This window comes from Nocardia sp. NPDC005978, assembly GCF_040614455.1.
Lineage (GTDB): Bacteria > Actinomycetota > Actinomycetes > Mycobacteriales > Mycobacteriaceae > Nocardia.
The window spans coordinates 12,013-32,908 of record NZ_JBEXUS010000018.1 but is presented as its reverse complement, the minus strand read 5'-3'; the positions used below and the strand labels follow the sequence as shown (position 1 = coordinate 32,908).

Here is a 20,896-nt window from a genome sequence, read left to right as displayed (position 1 = left end):
GGACGAAATTGCGGTGGTCAGAACAGACCGGTGGTGGGCGGGTCCTCACCGGTGAGGTGGTAGGCGCCCGCGACCGCCTGTTTCCATTGGCGCGGATTGTGATTGGCCGCGGTGCGGGCGTTGCGCCAGTGCCGGTCGAAGCCGAGCCCGCGGTCGGTGATGGAACCGCCGCCCACGTCGAACAGCAGTTCCGCGGCGCGCAGGGCGGATTCGATGGCGATGACGCCGGCCTGGGCCACGTGCACGGCCGCGGCGGCCCCGGCGGTGCGCGCGGCCTCGCCGATCAGGCCCCGATTCGCCTGGAGCTGTTCGGCGGCCAGCAGCACCACCGCACGCGCGGCCTGGGCGCGCGCGGCGATCTCGCCGACCGTCTGGCGCACGTAGGGGTCGTCCACGCTCGCGGCGGCCGAGCTGTGCTTGATGGGACGGGCCTTCTCGCGCACGTACAGCACCGCGTCGTCCAGCGCACGGGCCGCGATACCGGCCTGTACGGCGGCCAGGTACAACTGCGCGAACGATCCCGCCCACGGATTGTCCGACACGTTGTCGATCAGCCCGCCGGTGGTGACCTCCGCGCCGGCGACCCGGACGCCGCTGAATCGCGTTGTCCCGCTGGCGGTCAGGCGCTGTCCGACGGCATCGAAGTCGTCCAGGATCTCCAGCCCGGCGCGATCGGTGGGCACGGTGAACCGCAGCAGCGTGCCGTCTTCGGTGATCGCCTGGGTCGAGAACCAGTGCGCGTACACCGCGCCGGTGGAGTAGTACTTCTCACCGTCGACGATCCAGTCCGCGCCGTCGGCGCGCGCGGTGGCGTAGGTCTGCCCGCTGGCGCCGCCGGTGCGCTCGTTGGCGGTGCCCGCGAACAGTTCTCGGTTGCGCAGGCGCTCGAGCACCAGGTCGCGCTGCGGCAGATCCGGTCGATTGGCGACCTGGTGCGCGATGAGGAACGTGCTGCGCAGGGCCTGCGCCACATTGGAATCCGCGCGCGCCAGCTCGATGATCACCTCGGTGACATCGCGCACGGTGCCGCCCGCACCGCCTTCGGACGGTGCGATGCCTGTCACTGCGATACCTGCCGCGGCCAGCTCACGGACATCCTCGTTCGCGTAATCCCGCACGGTCTCACGGTGTCTCGCGGACGCGGCCAGGCGATCGAGCGCCGGTTGGATGGCGGCGCGTATGCCGGCGACGGTGAGCAGCGTGGTGGGCTGACCGTCGCGCACGGCGGTCATCGCAGCGCTCCCGCCGGGGTGCGCAGACCGAGCGCTTCGCGCAGCGTCGGTCCGGTGACCGGGGTGGCGAGCAGCGGTGTCAGCGCCTCGATCGCCGCCACGATCTCGATGGTGTCACCCACCGGAGCGAGTGACAGTCCGTCGAGGCCGTCCGCGGCGACCCAGGCGGCCAGCTCGTCCGCGACCGCGCGCGGATCCGCGGGCGCGGCCACCCGCGCCCGGCCGAGCAGGACGATCTCCGAGCGCTGCCGCCCGGTCCCGGCCAGCGCGGCGGTCAGCGCGGCGTTCGCCCCGGCCGCGCGGTCGCGGTCCACGACGACCACATCGGCGATGTGCGCCACCACGTCCCAGCCCAGCTCGTGCGGTTCGGCGGCCGCCAGCACCGGCCTGCCCTGCACCGAGGACGGTCCGTCGAGCGGCCCCGCGACCCGGTAGTACGCCCCTTCGTGGTCGATGGCCGAGATCAGCGCGCGGTCCACCACGAGCGCGCGTTCCTGATCGGCGATCAGCGCCGCACGCGGGAACGATTCCCAGAGCCGGGTGAGCACGATGGCGTATTCGGCCCAGCGGCGCGCCGGATCGGAGGCCGCCGGATCGGGCGTGGTCGCCCGGCTCACCTCGTCGTCCGCGCCGGGCCGCAACACCACGCCCGCCCGTCCGGCGGTGGCGCGGTCGAAGGACAGAATGCGCCGGGCCGCGTTGTACGGGGCGTTGCCCGTGGTCGGCGCATCCACCAGATAGCCGATGTCCCCTATGGTTCCGGCCAGGTACGAGGCCACGACGCTGGGATCCAGCGCGGGCCCGTCCCCGGCGGTGTCGTGCACCCGCACTCCCGCCGCGCCCGAGGACCGGGCGGCCGCGGCGATGGCGACCGCGCCGGGCAGATCGCGCACCGCGATATCGATCAGAATCGGAAAACTCATTGTCCTGCCTCTTCTCTCGGACTCAGCGCGCGGCTTCGAGCGGGCCGCGTTCCCACACGCCGGTGGGCACCGGCGGCAGCCCGAGACCGAGGTGATCGCGCAGCGTGGTGCCGTCGTAGTCGGTGCGGAACAGGCCGCGCCGGCGCAGTTCGGGCACCAGGTGATCGGCGAAATCGTCGAAGCCCGAGGGCAAGACGTCCGGCATGACGTTGAAGCCGTCGGCCGCACCCGCCCGGAACCAGCGCTCGACGTCGTCGGCGACCTGTTCGGGGGTGCCGACCACGATGCGATGCCCGCCGCCGCCCGACAGCTTCTTGAGCAGCTGGCGCAGGGTCGGGTTCTCGCTGTCGATGAGATTGCGCACGACGCGGTAGAAGGTCTGCGACCCACCGGCGGCGTCGGGTTCCACGAGCAGCTCCGGCGGAATGGGGGCGTCGTCGTCCAGTCCGTCCAGGGAGAAGCCGAGCTGCCCGGCGAGCCGGGAGCGGGCGTAGGCGTCCGGCAGTAGCTCGTCCAGCAGTTCGCGGCGCTCGCGGGCCTCGGCCTCGGTGCTGCCCAGCACCGTCGACAGACCCGGCAGCACCACGATCTCGTCCGGATTCCGGCCGAATTCGGCCGCGCCGGCGCGCAATTCGTCGCGGAAGGCCCGGGCCCGGTCGATGTCCTGCTCGGCGGAGAAGATCACTTCGCCGACCCGCGAGGCCAGGCGCTTGCCGTCGCTGGAACCGCCCGCCTGCACCACGACCGGGCGGCCCTGGGGTGAGACGAAATCGGTGCGCTCGGCCCAGGCCGCGACCACCTGTTCCACGAACTCCGCGGCTCGCCGGTAGCGCAGGCCGTGCTCGGGTTCCCCGTCCCGCCCGAAGTTGGCCGCCGCGATCGGGCCCGCCGTGGTGACGACGTTCCAGCCGAAACGCCCGCCGGTGACGTGGTCCAGATCGCCCAGCCTGCGGGCCAATTCGGCCGGATCGTTGTAGGAGGAGGACAGGGTGGCGATCAGCCCGACCCGCTCGGTCTGCGCCGCCACCCGGGCCAGCACCGTCGTGGGCTCGAGGTTGTTCCCGGTGCGGTGTTCGATGCCCGGGTCCAGCACCGGGCCGTCCGCCAGGAAGACCGCGTCCAGCTTGGCCTCCTCGGCCTTCTTCGCGATCGAGGTGTAGTGCTCGATCGAGTAGGAGGCCGCGCCGTCGGTGCCCGGGAAACGCCAGGAGCCGCCGAAGACACCGGCGTTGAGGATGTTGACATTGAGGTGCAGCAGTCTGCTCACTGCGCGGTCCTTTCCTCGGCGTCGGCGGCCGACGGGCGGTTGGTGTAGTAGCCGGGCACCGGGGCCACGCCGTTGACCACGAAATCGCCGATCACCCGCGGCTTGTAGACCACCGGGTTGTGCGAGGCCAGGGTGCGCGCGTTGCGCCAGTGCCGGTCCAGGTGCACGCTGTTGCGCACCGCGGACGAGCCCCCGGCGTCGAAGGCCCGGGTCGCGGCGTCCAGCACGGCTTCGATCACCGCGATCTGCGCCGCGGAGGTGTCGAGATAGGCGGCGGTGTAATCGGATTCCTCGCCCGAGGCGTGCGCGGCCTCGAGCCGCTCGGCGGCATGGCGCAGCAGCGTTTCGGCGGTGAGCCGGCGCGCCTCGAGCAGGCCGATCACGCCGAGCACCTCGGGGTCGGCGGCCGCGTTCTGGGTCAGGGCGTGCAGGCTGGTGCGGGTGCGCGCCCGCACGATGTCGGTGGTCTCGGCGACCAGGCTGCGGGCGATGCCCGCCAGGTTGGCCAGGTGCACGATCTGTACGAACGAGTCCAGCCCGCGCAGCGATTCGCGATAGCGGCCGATGTCACCGTGCGGCTCGACCGGCACGTCCGCGAAAAGGGTGGTGCCGCTGCCGGTTTGGCGCTGCCCGACCCCGTCCCAGTCGTCGACGTGGGTGACGCCCGGGTGCCGCGCCGGAATCACCACGAAGCTTCGGACGCCGTCCTCGCTCGCGACGGCGGCCCGGATGTAATCCGCGAAGCGCGAGCCCGTGGAATAGAACTTGGTGCCCGAGACGAATCGATCACCGTTCTCATCGGTGCGGACCCGGGTGGTGGTGACGCCCCAGCCGGTGGTTGATTCGCCCTGCGCCGCAACCGCTTCGGCGACGATCGCCGACGGCTCGGACTGGGCGTTGCCGAACACCGCGCCCTGCCCCGCCACGCGCAGCCAGTGCTCACGGACCACGGGATCGGTCTCGGCGCGCAACACCTCGGTGGTGGTGAAGTGCCCGCGCCAGATCTGCGGGATGTTGGAGTCGGCCTGCCCGGCCTCGGCGAGCAGCTCGAACAGCGCGGGCAGGCCGACGCCGAAGCCGCCGAACTCCACCGGCACCCGGAGGCGGCCGAATCCCGCCTCGGCCAGCGCCCGGATCAGCGCGTCGGGGTGTTCGAAGGCGAGATCGCGTTCGCCGACGCCCTTGGGGAATTCGGCGAGCACCGCGCGAATACGAGGGAGCGCCTCGGCCAGCGTGGCCGGTTGTGCGGTGGTCATGACAAACCTCCGGGGAGTGAGCGGCGACCGGCGATCGCCTCGAGCAGGCGGACCGTGTAGTCCTCGACGGGGTTGGTGAACACCTCGTGCACCGTGCCCTGTTCGACGATGCGGCCCTGCCGCATGACGGCCACCCGGTCCGAGATCGCTCGGACCACGGCCAGGTCGTGGGAAATGAACAGATAGGTGAGGTCACGCTCGGCCTGCAGCGTGCGCAGCAATTCCAGGATCTGCGCGGCCACCGAGACGTCCAGCGCCGAGATGGGCTCGTCCAGTACCAGCACGGTGGGTTCCAGGATCAGGGCGCGGGCGATGGCGACCCGCTGGCGCTGGCCGCCGGACAGCTCGCGCGGGTGCCGGTTGACGAAATCGGCCGGGAGGGCGGCGGCTTCGAGCGCCGCCACCACTCGCTCCTCGTTGGGGCGTTTGCGCCGGCGCGGCCCCCGGCGCGGCTGGAACGAGCGCAGCGGCTCGTCGACCACGTCGTAGACGTCGAAGCGCGGATCGAAGGAGGAGAAGGGATTCTGGTAGACGATCTGCACCTCGCGACGCAGCGGGCGGAATGCGCGCGCGCTCAGCCCGGTGATGTCGGTGCCGAGCAGTTCCACCCGGCCGGAGGTGGCCGTGGTCAGCCCGGTCAGCACGCGCGCGGTCGTGGACTTGCCGCTGCCGGATTCGCCGACGATGGAGAAGGTTTCGCCGCGACCGACCCGAAAGGTGATGTCGTCCACCGCGGCCGCGTCGCCGTAACGCTTGACCAGGCCGCTCACCTCGATGATCGTTTCCCGGGCGGGCGCCGGGGCCGGCTTCCGATCGAGGATCGCGCCGGCGCGGGCGGGCACGCTGTTCAACAGGTGCCGGGTGTATTCGTGCTGCGGCTGGGCGACAACCTCTTTCGTCGGCCCGAACTCGACCAGGCGGCCCTGGCGCATGACCCCGATGCGATCGGAGCGATCGGCGGCGACGCCCAGGTCGTGGGTCACCAGCACCACCCCGGTCCCGGTGCGGCGGCGAATGTCGTCGATCAGATCGAGCACCTGCCGCTGCACGGTGGCGTCCAGCGCCGAGGTCGGCTCGTCGGCGATGATCAGATCCGGCTCGGCGGCCACGGCGGCCGCGATCAGCACGCGCTGGCGCATGCCGCCCGAAAGCTCGTGCGGGTACTGGCGATAGCGGCGCTCGACCTCGGTGAAACCGACCAGGTCGAACAGTTCGTACACCCGCCGGCGGCGGGCCTCGGCGTCCAGGCCGGTGTGCAGCAGCAGCACATCCTCGACCTGATGTCCCACCCGGCGCACCGGGTCCAGGGAGGACCCCGGATCCTGCGGGATGAGGCTCACCGCCCGGCCGCGAATATCACGCCAGCCCTTGGGCGAGAGCTCGGTCAGCTCCTGCCCGCGGAAGGTGATGCCGCCGCCGGAGACCGAGCCGTTCTCCGGCAGCAGGCCCAGGATCGCGTGCGCCGTGGTGGTCTTGCCCGAACCGGACTCGCCGACCAGGGCCAGGACCTCGCCGGGCGGCAGTTCGAAGGAGACCTCGTGCACCACCGGTTCGAAGCGGCGGCGCACGCGGTAGCCGACGGTCAGGTCCCGCACCGCCAGCAACGGTGCGGCGGGGGACTTCTCGAGCCGGCTCGCCGACTGGACGACGGTCATGACGACGCCCTCCTGGTGAGGTGGTGGGAAATGTGATTGGTCGCCAGCACCACGGCCACCACCGTCAGGCCCGGCCACAGCGTGAGCCAGCCGCGGGTGGCGATGTAGTTGCGGCCGTCCGAGACCAGGCGGCCCCATTCGGGGTCCGGCGGTTGCGCGCCCAGGCCCAGGAAGCTCAGCGAGGCGATCCAGATGATGGCGATGCCGAACTGCACGGTGATCAGGGAGACGGTCGAGGCGATCGAATTGGGCACCACGTGCCGGCGCAGCACCGCGAAAGTGGTTGCCCCGCTGGTGATCGCGGCCTCGACGTAGTTGCTCGTGCGCGCCTCCAGGACTTCCGAGCGAATCAGGCGGGCGAAGGTCGCCGCACTGGTCAGCCCGACCGCGACTCCCGCCTGCAGCACCCCGAAGCCCAGCAGCACCACGAAGGTGATGGCCAGCAGGAATCCGGGAATCGACAGCAGGATGTCGATGACGCGCATGACCACGTTGTCGGTGAATCCGGCGAACCAGCCCGCGGTCACCCCGAGCAGCGAGCCGACCGCGACCCCGACCGCCACCGCGATGGCCGAACCGGTGAGCGAGGCGCGAGCACCGTAGACGACCCGCGCGTACAGGTCGCGGCCGAGTTGATCGGTGCCGAACCAGTGCTCGCCCGACGGCGGTCGCAGCTTCTGGGCCGGATTCACCGCCAGCGGATCGACCGCGGTGAACAGGTGCGGCACCGTCGCCCACAGCACCACCAGCAGGACCACGCCCACGGCCGGGATCAGAGACCAGCGCTTCATGGCATGGCCGCTTCCACCGGCAGCGGACGCGGTGCGGGCAGCACGGCGGCGACGGCCGGCTTGCGCCGCACCACACCGGCTTTCGCGGACCGGCGGGCCTTGCCGTCGACGAGCACTCGCGGGTCGATCAGCGGGTAGGCCAGGTCCACCGCCAGGTTGATCAGCACGTAGACCGCGGTGGACAGCAGCACCACGCCCTGCACCACCGGCAGATCCTGGGTGTTCACCGCGCCCACGGTGAGCTGCCCGATGCCGTCCCGGGCGAAGACCGATTCGGTCACCACCGCGCCGGCGATGAGCTCGCCGAACGCCAGGCCCAGCAGGGTCAGCACCGGCAGCGCGGAATTGCGCAGCACGTCCTTGCGGAAGGCGAAGCCCTCCCCCGCGCCCTTGGCGTGCAGCACGTGCACGAAGGGCTGCCGACGGGTGGTCCGAATCGAGCCGGTGAACACCTGCGACAGCGGTGCGGCGATCAACAGGCCCAGGGTCGCCGCCGGAGCCAGCAGCGCCCGGAAACTGCCGTCGTCGACCGACGGGATCAGGCCGAATCGGAACGAAAGGTACTGCAGGGCAAGGATGCCGACCACGAACGTGGGGACCGAGGCGAACAGTGCCGGTGCCGTCCCGACCAGCGAGCGCAGCCACGCCCACGGCGCGTAATTGGCGAGTATCGCGACCACGGCGGTGAACGCCAGCCCGAAGGCCAGCCCGAGGCCGGCGAGTTGCACGGTGCCCGGCAGCGCCTCGCCGATGAGTTCCTCGACGGGTTTGCCGTTGGTGAGCGAGAAGCCGAAATCGCCGCGCCACAACGCCGCCAGACTGTGCAGGTACTGCTGCCAGACCGGGCGGTCCAGGCCGTAGTACTCGAGCATGATCCGCCCCGCCTCGGGGGTGATCTGGGCTTCGGGATTCTGGATCCGATTATTGACCGAGTCGCCCGGCAGGGCGCTCAGCAGCACGAAGGACAGGGTGTAGGCGGCCAGCAGCACCACCGTCGCCTGTCCCAGGCGCTTCGCGGCATAGATGTGCATTCTCGCTCCCCGGCCTACTCGGCGATCCAGGTGTCGTACAACCAGGTGCGGGCGGTGGATTCGGTGCTGAAGCCGTGTACAGAGGGAGCCAGGCCGAAGACCTGGGTCTCGTCGTACAGCGGAATCACGTAGCCCTCACCGAACAGGTGATCCTCGATGGCCTGCACCGCGGCGGTCCGCTTGGCGGGGTCGAAGACGAAGGCCTGCGCCCGGACGAGTTCGTTCAGCTTCTCGTCGGGGGTGTTGGCGTGCAGTTCGTTGGTCGCGGCGCTGTCGAAGGCCGTGCGCAGCACGTCGGCTTCCGCGCGCGAGGTCTGTCCCTGCACCAGCGCCCAATTGTCCGGGCGCGCAAGCTGTGTCGCCTCGTAGTCGGTGAGCGAGGTGGCGTTGATCTTCAGTTCGACGCCGGCCTTGCGCCACTGCGACTGCAGCAGTTCCTGCACGGGCTGGGCGACCTGGTAGTAGGGGGCGACCCAGATGTCGAGTTGCAGGCGCTTGCCGTCCTTCACCCGGATGCCGTCGCCGCCGGGCTGCCAACCGGCAGCGTCCAGCAGGGATTTCGCCTTGTTCAGGTCGTAGCCGAGGAAGCGGGAGGAGTCGCCCCGGTTCGGGGTGCCCTGCACCAGAATGCTTTTCGGCACCGGGTAGCTGGGCGAGAGCACCGTCTCGTTGATCTCCTGACGGTCGGTGGCCGCCTGCAGGGCCAGGCGCACGTTCTTGTCCAGGATCGGGGTGACCGAATCCAGCTGGAACGAGAGCTTGTTGGTCTGCCCCTGGACCGGGAACGCCTCGATGACGCCGCCGCCTGCGGTCACCGTCTCCTCGTCGTAGGGCGCGATGTTGCGGGCGATGTGCGCCTCGCCGGACTTGAGCGCGCCGACCCGGGTGCCCGCCTCGGGCACGGTCTTGAACACGACCTTCTCGAGGTACGCCTTGCCCTGGTGGCCCGAACCCTCCGGGGCCCAGTTGTAGTCGTCGCGGCGCTTCAGGGTGATGCCGGTGGTGCCCTGCACCGATTCGACCACGAACGGGCCCGAACCGATCCAATTCTTGGCCTGCCCCTGGCCGTTCAGATCCTGTGCCAGGAAAGGCTTGGCCAGAATCGAGCCCGCGCGATAGAACGAAGCCACCTGCAGGAAGCCGACATTCGGCTTCGTGAACGAGACCTGCACGGTGAGCGGATCGATCACTTCGGCCGACTTGTAATCGGAGAAGAAGCGATCCGGCGGAATTCCCAGCGCCTTGTCACCCAGGCCGTGCTGATCGTAATTCGCCTTCACCACCGCGGCGTCGACCGGATCGCCATTGCTGAAGGTCACGCCCTCTCGCAATGTGAAGGTGTAGGTCAATTTGTCGTCGCTGATCTTCCACGACTTCGCCAGCCACGGCTTGATCTCACCGGTCTTGGGGTCCTGCCAGGTCAGGCGCTCGGCCAGATTGTTCGCGACCTGACTGTTGGACCAGATCGAATTCGTCGGCAACCAGGCCGTGTACTCGATGGGATCGTAGAACTTCAGCGTGCCACCGAAAACCGGGTCACCCACCGGGCCATTTCCGGACGACCCCGAGCCGCCACACGCGGTGAGCGCGGTTGCGAGGGCAATGGCCACCGTGCCCGTTGCCATGAGCCTGCCGAATCGTTTTATCCTCATCGCGATGTCGCGTCCTTCTGCCGTCCGGTGTATCTCCATGGAGGCTAGGCGCGACGGGGCGACATTCCGCGATTTCCAATCGCCAAGAGTCCCTACACGAATACTGAAGTTTCTCTTGAGTGCATTGAATTCACGGTGAGGAAAATACGGGACCGGCGGGACACGCCGCTACGTCTCCCGGACGACCGCGTAGCGCACGCTGACCAGGTCGCCGTTCTGGGTGGCTTCGACCGTCTCGAGCTCGACCCGCCAGGGCAGCAGCGGGATTCCGGCGCCGAGGGTGACCGGGGCATACGACACGATGATCTCGTCCAGCAGATTGTGCGCGGCGAACTGGGCGGCCAGGTTGCCGCCCCCGACCACCCAGATCTTGCGGTCGCCGGCGGCCTGCTCGAGTTCGGCGTAGATCTCCGGAATGGGCCCGCTGCCGAACCGGATGTCGCGGTCCGAACGGGTGGCGAAACGCTGATGGGTGATGATCCAGGCCGGCACGTCGTAGGGCCAGGCGGCCGGGTCATGGTCGATCACCCACTGATAGGTGTTGGCCCCCATGACGATCGCGCCGACGTCCGCGATGAAGGCGTTGTAGCCCAGCGGGCCGTCCGGGTCGGTGTCACGCGATTCGAGCCAGTCCAGGGAACTGTTGTCGTCGGCCAGAAAACCGTCGGCGCTGGAACCGGTGTAGTAACTGGCGAACCCCATGTCGGCCTCTCTGCGGTGCGGTGAGCGCGGGAAGGGCCGGCTCGAATCGCGCCGTTGCCGAGTCGAGCCAACCCCAGCCAGGCTAGCAATTATTCAGCAACTATCACGTCAAGGCGCGGCACTCTCTCCTGGAGCGCTTGGTCCACAGGGCATTTCGAGGCGACGGCGGTCAGGCCGGGCGGAGGCTGTCCAGCAGGTCCTCGAGCATCCGGGCGGCTTCGGCGCGGATGGGGGCGGGATCGGGGGCCGCGGCCAGGACGAAGGACATGTCGGTGAGGCCGCCGTAGAACATCGCGGCCACCAGTTCGGGTGAGAAGCGGGTCAGGCCCTGCTCTTTCAGGAGTTTGGTCTGGGTCACCATCAGGCCGGCCAGGGAGCGGCGGTCGAGCTCGCGCCAGCGCTCCCAGCCCAGCACCAGGGGACCCTGCAGCAGCACGATCTGGCGGTAGGCGTGATCGGTGCAGATGTCGAGGAACGCGCTCATACCCGCGATCGTCTTCTCGCGCAGACCCGCCGGTTCGCTCATCGCGGCGGCGATGCGTTCGGCGGCCGTGTTCTCCAGGTCCTCGAACACCGCGGCGAACAGGCCCTGTTTGCCGCCGAAGTGGTGATAGAGCGCGCCCCGGCTCAGGCCCGCGGCCGCGACCAGCTCCTCGGCGGACACCTCGGCGAAGGCGCGATCGGCGAACAGCGCGGCCCCCGAGCGCACCAGCGCTTCCCTGGTGTTCTGCGCGTATTCCTCGCGACGGCTCTTGACAGCGCTCATCCCCCAGGAATATCACATACAGTGTGTATGCGAGATACACGGTGTATGTGAGAGGTGGTCCGTCATGAACGCACAGGTGATCGAAACCGACGTCGTGATCGTCGGCGCCGGAATATCCGGGCTGGTCGCGGCCCGGGATCTGGTCGCGGCCGGGCGCGAGGTCGTGGTGCTCGAGGCGCGGGACCGGGTCGGCGGGCGGCTGCTCAACGCCCGGCTGCCCGGCGGAGCGCCGATCGAGGTGGGCGGTCAGTGGATCGGCCCGACCCAGCATCGAGCACGGGCGCTGACCGAAGAACTGGGACTTACGCTGTACCCGACCTACGACGAGGGTCGCAACATCGTCGAATTGCGCGGGGCGCGAACCACATACACCGGCCGCATCCCCCGGCTCGGGCCGCTCACCCTGGCGGATCTGGCACTCGGACAGCGACTGATCGAACGGGCCGCCACCGCCATCGACCCGGGCCGACCGTGGGACGCCGCCGCGGCCGAGAGCCTCGACGCCCAGACCTTCGGGGGCTGGATCCACGACCATTTCCGCACCGTGCGCGGGCGAGCGTTCATGCGCATCCTCACCCTGGCGGTCTTCGCCACCGAACCCGAGGATCTGTCGGCGCTGTGGGCGCTGTCCTACATCTCGGCCGCGGGCGGGCTCGACGCCCTCATCGAAACCCGCGGCGGCGCACAGCAGGATCGGATCGCCGGCGGCACCGAACTGCTCGCCACCGAACTCGCCGCGCGGTTGGGTGCGCGGGTGCGGCTGTCGGCGCCGGTCACCCGGATCGAGCGGGACGACGACGGCGTGCGGGTGCACGCCGACGGACTCGAGGTGCGTGCCCGGCACGCGGTCGTCGCGATACCGCAGGCGCTCAACGACCGCGTTCACCACGTCCCCGCCCTGCCCGCGGACCGGGTGATGCTCATGCAGCGCATGCCCGCCGGGCGCGTGATCAAGACCAATACCGTGTACGAGACGCCGTTCTGGCGCGCGGACGGGTTCAGCGGGCAGGCCAACAGCGACCTCCGGCTGATCAGCACCGTGTTCGACAACTCGCCGCCGGAGGGCACACCCGGCGTCCTGGTGGGCTTCTTCGAGGGCCGCGCCGCCGATGCCGCCGCGCGCATGACGCCGGCCGAGCGGCAGCGCCGGGTCGTGGCCGATCTGGTCGGCTACTTCGGCCCGGCCGCCGCCGAACCCCTGGCCTACATCGAACAGGACTGGGCCGCAGAGGAATACACGCGAGGCTGCTACGGGGCGTTCACCACCCCGCAGGCCCTGACCAGCTTCGGACGCGCGCTGCGCGAACCGGTCGGCCCGGTGCACTGGGCCGGCGCGGAGACCGCGGTGACCTGGACCGGCTACATCGACGGCGCGATCGAGGCCGGACAGCGCGCGGCCGCGGAGGTACTGGCCGCGACGAGCGCGGGACTGCCGGTCACACACTGAGCGGCTCGCCGCGCCCGTCGCGCGGGGTCGCACTCCCGCGCGACGGAGGTCCGCCGACCCGGCCGGGTTCGCCGGCTCACCACGACCTGCGGCAGGGACCGGCTCGGCATATCAGCGTGCACGGCCTCGGTGCCGGTTGGGCTGCGGCGCAGTCGAACTCAGGCGCGGCCGGCGGTCATTCCGCCGTCCACGACGAACTCCGCCCCGTTGCAGTAGCTCGACTCCTCGCTCGCCAGGAAGACCACCATCGAGGTGACCTCGGCGGGAGAACCCAAGCGGGCGAGGGGATTCGCGGCGCGGTCGACGGGGGCGTCCTCGGGTGCGCCGAGCATCGGGGTCAGGATGCCGCCGGGGTGCACGGAGTTCACGCGGACGCCGTGCGGGGCCAGCTCCAGGGCGGCCGATTTGGTGAGGCCGCGCACGCCGAACTTCGACGCGGTGTAACCGTGCACGCCGGGGACGCCCTGGATCCCGGCGGCCGAGGAGATGTTCACGACCGCGGCGGGACGGGCGGCGACCAGAGCGTCACGCGCGGCGGTCAGACCCAGGAACGGGCCGGTCAGATTGATGGCGATGATGTTGTTCCACTGCTTCTCGGTGTACGTGCCAATAGAGCCCCCGTCGAGGATGCCCGCATTGTTGACCAGTACGTTCAGTGCGCCGAAGCGGTCGACGGTCGCGGCGACCGCCGCCTCCCAGTCGGCGAGCCGGGTGACATCCAGGTGCACCGACGCGGCCCGGTCGCCGAGTTCGGCGGCCAGGCGGGCGGCGGCGTCATCGGCGATGTCGCCCAGCATCACCGCGGCGCCCTCGGCGATGAAGGCGCGGGCGTGTGACGCGCCCATCCCCGAGGCGGCCCCGCTGATCAGGGCCACCCGTCCGCTCAGTCGTCCGGTCATCGTTCAGTTCTCCTTCGACGTCGAGATGCCAACGGCGGCTTCCCGATCGGACAGAAGTAGAACACGTTTCAATCGACAGTTCAATCATTGATTGAACGAGTCGGCGCGCTCAGCGCCCGAACGGCCACAGCTTGCGCACCGGACGCTCGGCGGCGCACGCGCACCGGCCCGACTTCGGCACATCGCCCAGAATCTGTTCGACGTGGTTGCCGCATCCGGTGAATCCCGGCTTGCCACAGGTACGACAGGTGATTCGCTGACACATCGTTCGTATTTCCTTTTCGGTGCGGGGGTTTCGGATCAGCCGGTCGTGGCGGCATGCCAGGTGCGGTAGCCGCCGTCGAGATTCACCGCGTCGCGGCCCAGCTGGGTCAGCAGCCGGGTGGCGCTGTTGCCGCGCTGGCCGACCTGGCAGAACGCCAGGATGGGACCGGCCGGGATCTCATCGGCGCGCGCTCGCAGTTCATCGAGGGGGATGTTGCGCGCACCGGGCACCGAACCGCCGGCGAACTCACTCGGTGAACGGACATCGACCAGCTGCGCACCGTTCGCGACGGCCTTGTAGACCTCGTGCCACTGCGCGGTGCGCAGACCGCCGGTGCGCAGGTTGTCGGCCATGTACCCGAGCATGTTCACCGGATCCTTGGCCGAGCCGAACTGCGGCGCGTACGCGAGTTCGAGATCGAGCAGCCGCGAGGCGCGGATGCCGCCCGCCATCGCGGTGGCCAGCACGTCGATGCGCTTGTCGACACCGTCGCCGCCGACCGCCTGCGCGCCCAGGATCTCATCGGTCTCCGGATCGACCAGCAGCTTGATCGAGAGCGCACGAGCGCCCGGGTAGTACCCCGCGTGCGCCATCGGGTGAGCGTGCAGCGCGCGGAACGGACGCCCGGCGGCCAGCAGGCGCTTCTCGCTCCACCCCGTCATGGCGGCGGTGAGCTCGAAGACGCCGACGATCGCGGTGCCCTGTGCGGGCGGATCCACCACGGGCAGCCCGGCGATCACATCGGCGACCGAGCGACCCTGGCGGTTGGCCGCGTTGGCCAGCGGGACCAGCGCGTCCTGGCCACTCACCGCGTCCCGCTTCTGCACCACGTCGCCGACCGCGTAGATGTGCGGGGCGGAGGTGCGCAGCTGCTCGTCCACGACAATGCCACCGCCGGAACCGATGTCCAGCCCCGCGGCCCGGGCCAGGGAACTCTCGGGGCGCACGCCGATCGCCATGACGACCAATTCGGCGGGCACCACGCGCTGATCGGACAGCGTCACGCTCTCGGCGTCGATCCGCTCGAGTTCGACGCCGGTCTCCAAACGTATTCCGTGCCCGCGCATCTCGGCCGCGACCGGGGCCGCCATCTCCGGGTCCAGCGGGCCGAGCACCTGATCGCCGCGCTCGACCACGGTGGTCGAAATGCCACGGCGGGTGAGGTTCTCGGCCATTTCGACGCCGATGAAGCCCGCGCCGACCACGACCGCGGTACGCACCCGGCCGACCGCGTCGGCCAGGCGATCCACATCGGCCACATCGCGCAGCACCAGGGCGCGTTCGGCGCCGGGCAGCGGCGGTACGATGGCCGACGCGCCGGTGCTGAGCACCAGTTCGTCGTAGGACTCCAGCAATTGCGTGCCCGAGGTCAGATCCCGCACCAGCACGGTCCGCTCGGCCGGATCGATCTCGACGGCTTCGTGCCGCACCCGCACGTCGAGGCGGAAGCGAGCGGCGAGCGATTCGGGGGTCTGCAACAGCAGCGCCTCGCGCTCCTCGATCACTCCGCCCACGTAGTACGGCAGCCCGCAGTTGGCGAACGACACGTGCGCGCCGCGCTCGAGCACCACGATCTCCGCGGACTCGTCCAGCCGCCGCAATCGGGTCGCGGCCGACATACCACCGGCCACGCCACCGACGATCACAACCTTCATCTCGCACCTCCTCGCGGGTGACGACCCGCGGTTCCATACCCCCTGGGGTATCCGACTCGATACCGACCATACCCCCGGGGGTATGCTTCGAGTACGTGATCCCCGCCTCCCCCGAGGCATACCCGGCCGGTGAGTTCCAACACGGAGGCTGTCGGTGCCATACCCCCAGGGGTATCTTCATTCGGTAGACGGGCCGGGCGAACCGACCCGGATCAACTGCTCAGGAGGCAGACATGGTCGGCGACGAACAGGCCACCGCGGCGGTCCTGAACCGGTTGCGCCGCGCCCAGGGCCAGCTCGCGGGCGTGATCACCATGATCGAACAGGGCCGCGACTGCAAGGACGTGGTCACCCAGCTCGCGGCGGTCTCGCGCGCCCTGGACCGCGCGGGGTTCAAGATCGTGGCCAGCGGCCTGCGCGAATGCCTCACGGGCGAAGGAGCCGAGGGACGCGAGCCGCTGACCGAGGCCGAATTGGAGAAGCTCTTCCTCGCACTGGCCTAGCACGGCGCGGATCGGCAACGGCCGGAGACGGACTCGGCCGGCCCCGAGCCGAAGTCAGTGCACGGCAAGAGGATCCGCGTGCGCCGGCGCGGCCATCAGCGAGCCGTCACACCCGCCGGCCGATCAGAGCATCGGCAGGTCGGGCGGGAGTTGCAGGGCGACGGTGAGCAGCGACTGCACCCGGGCGGCGATAATGCTGAGCAGCCCGTTCATTTCACCGGGGGCGACCTCGGCGGCGGTTTGCAGTGACTTGAGGTCGGTGTCTATGCGGGCCAGCATCTCGGCGACGTCGCCGGGCTGGGAATTGAGCGCCTTGGCGATCTCCTCGAGCGAGATGCCCTGGGCCTCCAGCGTCTGGATGAGGTGGATGCGCTCGACGTCGGCCGGATCGTACATCCGGTAATTGCCGGCGGTGCGCTCGGCGGGGACGAGCAGTCCCAGGCTGGTGTAGTAGTCGATGGTGCGGGAGCTGACCTCGGCACGGGAGGCGAGTTCTCCGATTCTGACCAGGCCCTCCGGCATCAGCACCTCCATCCTCGAAAGATCTCAACCATACAGCGATCCGGGTCACGGTCCGCCGCCCGAACCCCGATCACGGGCCCGCACGGGCGCCGTTCGCACCCGGACAACCTTACAGTGCCGCGTGCTACTGTGGCCTGCAGGTGGGGTGCGGCATGTCCGATCGGCCTACGTGGTCGCCGCGCGGGGGTCTCACCGGCAGGGCATCGACCCTGTTCTCGGCGTTATGAACCATCCGAAGGAGACCAAGCACGTGGCAATCGACCACACCCGGCCCGCCCGATCGACGAGCACCGAACGGCGGAGCAGATGACGACGATTACCACCGCGATGGATTCGACAACCACGAATCTCGCACTGCTACCGGGCTTTCTGGACCCGGTGAACCTGCTCAACTCCTTCGGCACCTGGATGCTGGTCGGCCTGCTCGCGGTCGTCTTCATCGAATCCGGCCTGCTGTTCCCGCTGCTGCCCGGTGACTCGCTGCTGTTCACCGCCGGTCTGATCGCGGCCTCCAAATCGACCGAGATCGAGCCCTTCGCGCCGATCGAGGTGCTGCTCATCCTGATTCCGCTCGCCGCCATCGCCGGCGACCAGGTCGGATACCTCATCGGCGCGCGCGGCGGGACCGCGCTGTTCAAGAGCGACGACGCCCGCTTCTTCAAGAAGTCCTACATCGACGAATCGCACGCGTTCTTCGTCAAACACGGGCCGATCACCATCGTGCTGGCGCGCTTCGTGCCCATCGTGCGCACCTTCGCGCCGGTCGTGGCCGGCGCGGCCAAGATGAAGTACCGGGTCTTCGTGACCTACAACATCATCGGCGGCGTGCTGTGGGGCTCGGGCCTGACCTACCTGGGCTACCTGCTCGGCCAGATCGCCGCGGTGCGCGACAACATCGACCTGATCTTCCTGGTGATCGTGGCCGTATCGGTGCTGCCGATCGTGTACGAGGTCGCCAAGCGCGCGATCGCCACCCGCAAGGCCCGGGCGGCGGCCGAATCCGAATCGGTGCACTGACGATCGATCCGGGAGCGCACTGCCGATCGACCCCGAAAGGCCCTGCCCGCGAGCGTTATCGGCGGGCAGGGTCTTTCGCGTTTCCGGGCTACTGCAGTGCGAAGCGCAGCAGGGCCTGCATGTCACCCTGCTTGATCTTGCCCTTGCGGTCGACGACCTCGAGCTGCCAGGCAGGCCCGTTGCGGAACGCGCGGGCGATCGCGTTGGCGTTGTCCCCGCCCAGCAGCGACGGCCAGATGTCGGCCACCTGCTGGGTGCCGCCGCCGGTCGCGTCGTAGATCTTGAACGAGACGTTGTTCGCCTTCTCGAAGCTCGAGCCCTTCTTGAACGCGGCCGCGACGAACACGATCGAGTCGATGCCGCCGGGCACGTCGGCGAAGGTCACGTGCACGGTCTCGTCGTCACCGGCGGCCGCACCGGTCTGCTCGTCACCCGAGTGCAGCACCGACCCGTTGCCGAGCGGATCGAGCGAATCCAGGCCCGCGAACCGCACCGGCTCCGCGCCCTGCATGAGGATCGCGATCAGATCCAGATCCACGCCCTTCTTGCGGCGGGCGATGCCGAGCAGGCCGCCGCTGGCCCCGGCCGAGGGGTCCCAGCTGACCCCGACACTCATCTTGCTGATGCCCGCGAGATCGGCGGCACCGTCTTCTTTTCTGAGCGTGATCACGAACTCAACCTCTGTCTACTCGTCGAAACATGTTGTGGAACAGCAGTTATGAACTTGTCCGGCCGCGCTCACACCGCGGCCGCGGGCAGCAGCCGCTCGAGCACATCGGTGAGGGTGACGAACCCGATCACACCGGCGGGGCCCGTGACCACGCCGATGTGGCCGCGCGTCTCACGCATGACGCCCAGGGCCTCGTAGACCGGCAGCGTCGCCTCGAAACGCAGCACCGGGCGCATGAGATCGCGCGCCACGGTCGTGTCCGGCACGCCCAGACTGTCGCGCACGTGCAGCACACCGATCAGTTCGGCGCCCTCGCGCACGAACAGGCGCAGGTGCCCGGTCGAGCGCGAGACCCGTTGAATCGTGCGCGCGTCCGCGTCCGGCGCGACCGCGCTCGGGCCGATGTTCGGGCGCACGATGTCGCCGACGGTCAGCGCTTCGAGTTCGAGTGCCGCGGTCAGGTTCCCGCGGTAGCGCTCGTCGAGCGTGCCCGCGGTGGCGGAATGCTCGATCAGATGCCGCAGCGCGGCGGGATCCTGGCCCGCGTCGACCTCGTCGACCGGGGTGACGCCCACCCGCACCAGGCACCAGTTGGCCAGCCGGTTGAGCACGGACAGCAGCGGCCGGGTCAGCCACATGAACGCGCGCATCGGCAGCGCCAGCAGAATGGCCGATCGCTCCGGATGCGCGATCGCCCACGACTTGGGCGCCATCTCCCCCACCACCAGGTGCAGGAAGGTCACCACGACCAGGGCCAGCACGAAACCGGCGACGTCGGCCAGCCACAGCGGAGCGCCCAGCGTCTCGATGAGCGGGGTGATCCAGTGGTGCACAGCGGGTTTGGTGATGGCGCCGAGCGCCAGCGTGCACACCGTGATACCCAGCTGCGACCCGGCCAGCAGCACCGACAGTTCCGAGGCGCTGCGCAGTGCGGCCCGCGCCGGGGCACTGGTCGCGGCCGCGTCCTCGAGCCGGTGCTTGCGCGCCGCGATGAGCGCGAATTCCACCGCGACGAAAAACGCGCTGGCGGTGATCAATCCGATGGTGATGGCCACCACGACCCAGGGATTACTCATCGCCGCGCACCTCCGAGTCGGCCTGCGGGGTGATCAACACTCGCGACGGCACCCGCTTGTGCACCTGGCGAACCTGAGCCAGCACCGAGCGCCGCCGCGGATGTTCGGCGAGCAGTTCGGACGGTTCGGGTTCGAGGTCGATCGCGACGGAGTCGCCGACCTCGGGCAGGCCGCCGAACCGCGTGATCACCAATCCGGCCAGGGTCTCGTAATCCCCTTCGGGGAGTTCGAGATCCAACAGTCTCGACACCTCGTCCAGATGCAGGTCACCGGCGACCAGCCAACCGCCGTCGACGGGCACCACATCGTCGTTGATCTCGGGATCGTGTTCGTCGTCGATCTCGCCGACCAGTTCCTCGGCGATGTCCTCGATGGTGACCACGCCGGCGAATCCGCCGTATTCGTCGATGACCAAGGCCATTTCCTGCCCGGCGGCGGTCACGGCCGTGACGACGTCGGGCAGCGACAGCGATTCGGGCACCATGACCGCCTCGCGGAAGTGCTGCCCGGCAAGCTCGTCCGGATCGACGTCGAGCAGATCGTGCAGATGGATGATGCCGCGCAGATCGTCGCTGGTCTCCCCGACCACCGGGTAGCGAGTGTGGCCGGTGCTCATGCGATCGCGCACCGCCCCCACCGTCTCCGAAGCCGCGACGACGTCCACCCTTGCCCGCGGGATCATGGCGTGTTCGGCCGTACGCGTGGGGAAGTCGAGGATGCGATCCAGCAGCGTCGACAACTCGGGGGGCAACTCCCCGGCGTTGCGGGAGGCGGCCACGATGTGCTCGAGGTCGCGCGGTGTCGCCGAATGCTCGACATCGTGGACCGGTTCGATGCGCAGTGCGCGCAGCAGCACGTTCGCGGACTGGTCGAAAAGCTTGATGAGCCAGCCGAAGACCTTCAGGTACAGGGTCGTCGAGAACGCCAGCCTGCGAGCCACCGGTTCGGGCCGGGCGATGGCCAGATTCTTCGGGAACAGCTCCCCGAACACCATCTGGACCACGGTCGAGAAGAGCACGGCCAGTACCGCACCCACCGCGATGCCGACGCCGGTGGGCACCCCCACACCGCCGAGCAGTTCGCCCAGGCCGCGGCCGATGAGCGGTTCGGCCACGTAGCCGACCAGCAGGCCGGTCACCGTGATGCCGAGTTGCGCGCCGGACAGCATGAACGAGGTGCGCCGGGTCACGGCCAGGGCCCGGCCGGCGGCCGTGTCCCCGGCTTCGGCCCGGGCCTTGAGCCGCGAGCGGTCCACGGCCATGTACGCGAATTCCTGGGCAACGAAGTACCCGGTCAGCGCGGTGATCGCCAGGACGACGAGAACACCGAGTCCAACACTCAGCGCGGTGAGCACGGCGTCACCCCCGGGGCGGGAACGCGGCCGCGATCAGTTCGGGGCGGGTTGGGTAATCGGTATTTGCGCTTCGCGCGTCTCATCTGCTCGCTTCTGTGAGGTGTCCGTTTTGTCGGGTGCATTCGACGCTAACACGGACGATCGAACTGTTCGGGACATGAAACCGCTTGTCACGCCCCATTTCCGCACCGGCCGAGCGGCGAGCGCCACGCG

The 20,896-nt window shown here is 69.5% G+C and carries 19 protein-coding genes; 3 read left to right on the top strand and 16 right to left on the bottom strand.

Annotation, left to right across the window (positions count from 1 at the left end):
• Positions 1-17 precede the first annotated feature (17 nt).
• From ABZ319_RS10900 to ABZ319_RS10855, 10 genes are all read right to left on the bottom strand, one after another.
• Positions 18-1,232, bottom strand: a complete 1,215-nt coding sequence (locus ABZ319_RS10900; protein ID WP_354986166.1) for an acyl-CoA dehydrogenase family protein — start codon at positions 1,230-1,232, stop codon at positions 18-20.
• Positions 1,229-2,155, bottom strand: a complete 927-nt coding sequence (locus ABZ319_RS10895) for an LLM class flavin-dependent oxidoreductase (RefSeq protein ID WP_354986165.1) — start codon at positions 2,153-2,155, stop codon at positions 1,229-1,231. The genes ABZ319_RS10900 and ABZ319_RS10895 overlap by 4 nt, the downstream gene beginning before the upstream one ends.
• A 22-nt stretch (positions 2,156-2,177) precedes the next feature.
• Positions 2,178-3,422 carry an LLM class flavin-dependent oxidoreductase gene (locus ABZ319_RS10890; RefSeq protein ID WP_354986164.1) on the bottom strand — a complete coding sequence of 415 codons (1,245 nt, stop codon included), beginning with the start codon at positions 3,420-3,422 and terminating at the stop codon, positions 2,178-2,180.
• Positions 3,419-4,678: an acyl-CoA dehydrogenase family protein gene (locus ABZ319_RS10885; RefSeq protein WP_354986163.1), complete on the bottom strand. Its 1,260-nt coding sequence runs from the start codon at positions 4,676-4,678 to the stop codon at positions 3,419-3,421. The genes ABZ319_RS10890 and ABZ319_RS10885 overlap by 4 nt, the downstream gene beginning before the upstream one ends.
• Positions 4,675-6,333: an ABC transporter ATP-binding protein gene (locus ABZ319_RS10880; protein WP_354986162.1), complete on the bottom strand. Its 1,659-nt coding sequence runs from the start codon at positions 6,331-6,333 to the stop codon at positions 4,675-4,677. The genes ABZ319_RS10885 and ABZ319_RS10880 overlap by 4 nt, the downstream gene beginning before the upstream one ends.
• Positions 6,330-7,124, bottom strand: a complete 795-nt coding sequence (locus ABZ319_RS10875) for an ABC transporter permease (RefSeq protein WP_354986161.1) — start codon at positions 7,122-7,124, stop codon at positions 6,330-6,332. The genes ABZ319_RS10880 and ABZ319_RS10875 overlap by 4 nt, the downstream gene beginning before the upstream one ends.
• The gene (locus tag ABZ319_RS10870; protein WP_354986160.1) at positions 7,121-8,155 is read right to left on the bottom strand and encodes an ABC transporter permease; all 1,035 of its coding nucleotides are present in this window, start codon (positions 8,153-8,155) and stop codon (positions 7,121-7,123) included. The genes ABZ319_RS10875 and ABZ319_RS10870 overlap by 4 nt, the downstream gene beginning before the upstream one ends.
• Positions 8,156-8,169: 14 nt before the next feature.
• Entirely contained in the window at positions 8,170-9,807 is a 1,638-nt protein-coding gene (locus ABZ319_RS10865; protein ID WP_354986159.1) for an ABC transporter substrate-binding protein, read from the bottom strand.
• Positions 9,808-9,975: 168 nt separating this feature from the next.
• Positions 9,976-10,509: a dihydrofolate reductase family protein gene (locus ABZ319_RS10860; protein WP_354986158.1), complete on the bottom strand. Its 534-nt coding sequence runs from the start codon at positions 10,507-10,509 to the stop codon at positions 9,976-9,978.
• Positions 10,510-10,678: 169 nt separating this feature from the next.
• Complete coding sequence (locus ABZ319_RS10855) at positions 10,679-11,275, bottom strand: TetR/AcrR family transcriptional regulator (RefSeq protein ID WP_354986157.1); 597 nt, start codon at positions 11,273-11,275, stop codon at positions 10,679-10,681.
• A gap of 64 nt (positions 11,276-11,339) precedes the next feature.
• On the opposite strand from ABZ319_RS10855, the gene ABZ319_RS10850 reads away from it, so the two are divergent.
• Positions 11,340-12,722 carry a flavin monoamine oxidase family protein gene (locus tag ABZ319_RS10850; protein WP_354986156.1) on the top strand — a complete coding sequence of 461 codons (1,383 nt, stop codon included), beginning with the start codon at positions 11,340-11,342 and terminating at the stop codon, positions 12,720-12,722.
• 158 nt (positions 12,723-12,880) lie between these two features.
• On the opposite strand, the gene ABZ319_RS10845 is transcribed toward ABZ319_RS10850, so the two are convergent.
• Entirely contained in the window at positions 12,881-13,621 is a 741-nt protein-coding gene (locus ABZ319_RS10845) for an SDR family oxidoreductase (RefSeq protein ID WP_354986155.1), read from the bottom strand.
• A gap of 300 nt (positions 13,622-13,921) precedes the next feature.
• Complete coding sequence (locus tag ABZ319_RS10840; RefSeq protein WP_354986154.1) at positions 13,922-15,541, bottom strand: FAD-dependent oxidoreductase; 1,620 nt, start codon at positions 15,539-15,541, stop codon at positions 13,922-13,924.
• 233 nt (positions 15,542-15,774) lie between these two features.
• Between ABZ319_RS10840 and ABZ319_RS10835 the strand changes: the two genes are divergently transcribed.
• Complete coding sequence (locus tag ABZ319_RS10835; protein WP_354986153.1) at positions 15,775-16,044, top strand: metal-sensitive transcriptional regulator; 270 nt, start codon at positions 15,775-15,777, stop codon at positions 16,042-16,044.
• Between the two features lie 123 nt (positions 16,045-16,167).
• On the opposite strand, the gene ABZ319_RS10830 is transcribed toward ABZ319_RS10835, so the two are convergent.
• Complete coding sequence (locus ABZ319_RS10830) at positions 16,168-16,578, bottom strand: MerR family transcriptional regulator (protein WP_354986152.1); 411 nt, start codon at positions 16,576-16,578, stop codon at positions 16,168-16,170.
• A 294-nt stretch (positions 16,579-16,872) separates the two neighbouring features.
• On the opposite strand from ABZ319_RS10830, the gene ABZ319_RS10825 reads away from it, so the two are divergent.
• Positions 16,873-17,583, top strand: a complete 711-nt coding sequence (locus tag ABZ319_RS10825; RefSeq protein WP_354986151.1) for a VTT domain-containing protein — start codon at positions 16,873-16,875, stop codon at positions 17,581-17,583.
• A gap of 88 nt (positions 17,584-17,671) precedes the next feature.
• Here the strand turns inward: ABZ319_RS10825 and ABZ319_RS10820 are convergent, their stop codons facing one another.
• The 3 genes from ABZ319_RS10820 to ABZ319_RS10810 all read right to left on the bottom strand — a co-directional run bounded on the left by ABZ319_RS10820 (position 17,672) and on the right by ABZ319_RS10810 (position 20,683).
• Positions 17,672-18,253, bottom strand: a complete 582-nt coding sequence (locus tag ABZ319_RS10820; RefSeq protein ID WP_354986150.1) for a TerD family protein — start codon at positions 18,251-18,253, stop codon at positions 17,672-17,674.
• A gap of 68 nt (positions 18,254-18,321) precedes the next feature.
• Positions 18,322-19,329 carry a hemolysin family protein gene (locus ABZ319_RS10815; protein ID WP_354986149.1) on the bottom strand — a complete coding sequence of 336 codons (1,008 nt, stop codon included), beginning with the start codon at positions 19,327-19,329 and terminating at the stop codon, positions 18,322-18,324.
• Positions 19,322-20,683, bottom strand: coding sequence for a hemolysin family protein (locus ABZ319_RS10810; RefSeq protein ID WP_354986148.1), 1,362 nt, complete (start codon positions 20,681-20,683; stop codon positions 19,322-19,324). Before ABZ319_RS10810 ends, ABZ319_RS10815 begins: the two co-directional genes overlap by 8 nt.
• Between the last annotated feature and the right edge of the window lie 213 nt (positions 20,684-20,896).